Source organism: Methylobacterium sp. CCH5-D2 (assembly GCF_001556475.1).
GTDB classification, from domain to species: Bacteria; Pseudomonadota; Alphaproteobacteria; order Rhizobiales; family Beijerinckiaceae; genus Methylobacterium; species Methylobacterium hispanicum.
Genome location: NZ_LSIX01000669.1, coordinates 1 through 3,164, shown reverse-complemented (window position 1 = coordinate 3,164; position 3,164 = coordinate 1). Strand labels below are relative to the sequence as shown.

At 70.0% G+C, this 3,164-nt stretch carries 3 protein-coding genes; all 3 read left to right on the top strand.

Translation table 11 applies throughout. The features are described from left to right. The first annotated feature begins 540 nt into the window (after positions 1–540). Positions 541–921, top strand: coding sequence for a succinate dehydrogenase, cytochrome b556 subunit (gene sdhC, locus AX737_RS17780; RefSeq protein ID WP_066923757.1), 381 nt, complete (start codon positions 541–543; stop codon positions 919–921). A gap of 8 nt (positions 922–929) precedes the next feature. Continuing rightward, the gene (sdhD, locus tag AX737_RS17775) at positions 930–1,346 is read left to right on the top strand and encodes a succinate dehydrogenase, hydrophobic membrane anchor protein (protein WP_066923755.1); all 417 of its coding nucleotides are present in this window, start codon (positions 930–932) and stop codon (positions 1,344–1,346) included. Positions 1,347–1,356: 10 nt separating this feature from the next. Next, the coding region (sdhA, locus tag AX737_RS17770; RefSeq protein WP_156453807.1) for a succinate dehydrogenase flavoprotein subunit at positions 1,357–3,164 on the top strand (1,808 nt) is incomplete at its 3' end.

Here is a 3,164-nt window from a genome sequence, read left to right as displayed (position 1 = left end):
GTCCGGCCCAGGCCGGTGCGTCCCCCCTCATCCGCAGACCTTTTCCCCTGATCCCACCGACAGGCGCCCGCCCCACCCGGGCCGAGCCAAGCCGGGCCGGGCGGCGGGTCGCACTGGGCGGCGCGCTCCTCGATGTCTTTCGTGCTACCGGATGTGCCGATTTCTTTGGTGCCGAAGATTGATATCAGGCTCCGGCCGCGCGGCGGCCGAAGCGGCCGATGCGCGTTCGGCGGGTCGTCGGGCGCTCCCGTCGCCGGACCGACCGACGTCCCGTGTCCCGCCCCGGAGCCGCCGGCCGCAATCGCGGATGTCTGCGCATCGCGGATGTCTGCGCGCCGCGGATGCGCGGATCCGCGCGGCCACCTACGGCCGAGCTATCGCAAACCAGGACACTTGGTATCGCTCCAAATGCGATGAGCCGGATTGTGACGATGCGGCCGTTCCCGCTCGGCGCGGATCGACGCGACGTCGTCCGCAACGGCCTTCGTGAAGGGCCGCGCCGACGCCAAGGGACGGCACCACAGCGGACAAGGACACGGGATGCAGACCGGTCGCCCCCTCTCGCCACACCTCACCTGGTATCGCTTTCCGCTGCCGGTGATCACCTCCATCACCCACCGCGCCACCGGCATCGTGCTGTCGGCGGGGGCGATCGCTCTCGCCTGGTGGCTCTGCTCCGTCTCGATTGGCGGGCGCCCCTTCGCCCTGACCCAGGCGCTCATCGGCTCGTGGTTCGGCGTCCTGGCGCTGTTCGGCTGGTCGGTCGCCTTCTTCTACCACCTGAGCAACGGGATCCGGCACCTCGCCTTCGATCTCGGCCTCGGGTTCGGCCTCTCCCGGGCCTACGCCACCGGCTACGCCGTGTTCGGCGCGACGGCGGCGCTCACCGCCGTCACCTGGCTCATCGTGCTCTTCGCGTGAGTGCTCGCATGCCCGATTCCGTGAATCCGTCCGGCCTCACCGCCATCCGCGACTCCGACGTCCTGCGACGCGTGCGCCATCTCGGGAGCGCGCGCAGCGGTCGCTCCGAATGGCGGTTGCAGCGCTTCAGCGCGGTCGCGCTGATCCCTCTGGGGCTCTACTTCGTCGTCTCCGTCGTGCGGCTCGCCCGGTTCGACGAGGCCGGAGCCCGGGCCTGGCTCGCCCAGCCGCTGCCGGCCGGACTGATGCTCCTGTTCTGCGTCGCGATCCTCGCCCACGCCTTCGTCGGCCTGCGCTCGGTCGCCGCCGACTACGTGCACGGACGCCTCGGCTCCCTGGCCGCGATCCTGCTGCTCTGGGCCGCCGTGATCGTCCTCGGCCTGGCCGCGGCCCTCTCCATTCTCACGATTCTTCTCGGTCGGTAAGGGCGTCACGATGGGCCGGAGTTACGAGATCATCGACCACACGTTCGACGTGGTCGTCCTGGGCGCGGGGGGTGCGGGCCTGCGCGCCACCCTCGGCATGGGCGCCGCGGGCCTGCGCACCGCCTGCGTCACCAAGCTGTTTCCGACCCGCAGCCACACGGTCGCGGCCCAGGGCGGCATCGCCGCCTCGCTCGGCAACATGGCCGAGGACGACTGGCGCTGGCACATGTACGACACGATCGCGGGCGGCGTCTGGCTCACCGACCACGACGCGGCGGAGTACCTCTGCCGCGAGGCGGTGCCCTCGGTGATCGAGCTGGAGCATCTCGGCGTTCCGTTCAGCCGAACGCCGGAGGGTCTGATCTACCAGCGCCGCTTCGGCGGCCACACCACGCACTACGCCAAGGGCGAGATGGCGCAGCGCTCCTGCGCCGCCGCCGACCGCACCGGCCACGCCATCCTGCACACGCTCTACCAGCAGTGCCTCAAGCACAAGGCGCGCTTCTTCATCGAGTACTTCGCCATCGACCTCCTGATGGACGAGGACGGCACCTGCCGCGGCCTGATGGCGATCTGCATGGAGGACGGCTCCCTGCACCGCTTCCGCGCCCACACCACGGTGGTCGCCACCGGCGGCTGCGGCCGCGTCTACAAGACCTGCACCTCGGCCCACACCTGCACCGGCGACGGCAACGCCATGGTGCTGCGCGCCGGCCTGCCGCTGCAGGACATGGAGTTCGTGCAGTTCCATCCGACCGGCATCCACGGCGTCGGCTGCCTGATCACCGAGGGCGCGCGCGGCGAGGGCGGCTACCTCACCAACGGCGACGGCGACCGCTTCATGCCGAAATACGCCCCCCACGAGAAGGACCTCGCCTCGCGCGACATCGTCAGCCACGCCGAGGCGGTCGAGATCCGCGAGGGGCGCGGCTGCGGCGACAACAAGGACCACATCCTGCTCCACCTGGAGGATCTCGACGAGGAGGTTCTGAGCAAGCGCCTGCCGGGCATCGTCGAGACGGCGCGGATCTTCGCCGGGGTCGATGCCCGCAAGGACCCGATCCCGGTCGCGCCGACGGCGCATTACTGCATGGGCGGCATCCCGACCAACATCCACGCCGAGGTGCTGAACCCGCGCGACGGCGATCAGGTCGTCCCCGGCCTGATGGCGATCGGCGAGGCGGCCTGCGTCTCGGTCCACGGCGCCAACCGCCTCGGTACCAACAGCCTCCTCGACATCATCGTGTTCGGCCGCGCCGCCTCGATCCAGGCCGCCAAGATCATCGACCGCGACAAGCCGGTGGCCGAGGTCGCGAAGTCCTCCGAGGAGAAGGTGCTCGACCGCTTCGACGCGATCCGCTTCAGCCGGCGCGGCCGCAAGGCCGGCGAAGTCCGCGACGACATGCAGGAGATCATGCAGGCCAACCTCGGCGTCTTCCGCAAGGAGGACACCCTGAAGAAGGGCATCGAGAAACTGGAGAAGCTCAAGCCCGACTTCGACGAGATCGCCGTCGAGGGCGAGGCGCTGGCCTGGAACGTCAGCCTGTTCTCGGCGCTCGAGGTCCAGAACCTCGGCGACCAGGCCGTCGTGATCGCCCACAGCGCCCTGAACCGGACCGAGTCCCGCGGCGCCCACATCCGCGACGATTACGAGGACCGCGACGACAAGAACTGGCTCAAGCACACCGTGGCGTGGCGCGCCGAGGACGGCAGCGTGACGCTCGCCGACCGCCCCGTGCGGATGGAGGCCCTGAGCAACGAGGCCCCCCCCGTCCCGCCGGGCAAACGGATCATCTGCTGTCTCTTATACACATCTCC

Excerpts from the sequence above, each read along its gene's own strand:
- sdhC (WP_066923757.1), top strand. The coding sequence starts at position 541 with ATGCAGACCGGTCGCCCCCTCTCGCCACACCTCACCTGGTATCGCTTT.
- sdhD (WP_066923755.1), top strand. The coding sequence starts at position 930 with ATGCCCGATTCCGTGAATCCGTCCGGCCTCACCGCCATCCGCGACTCC.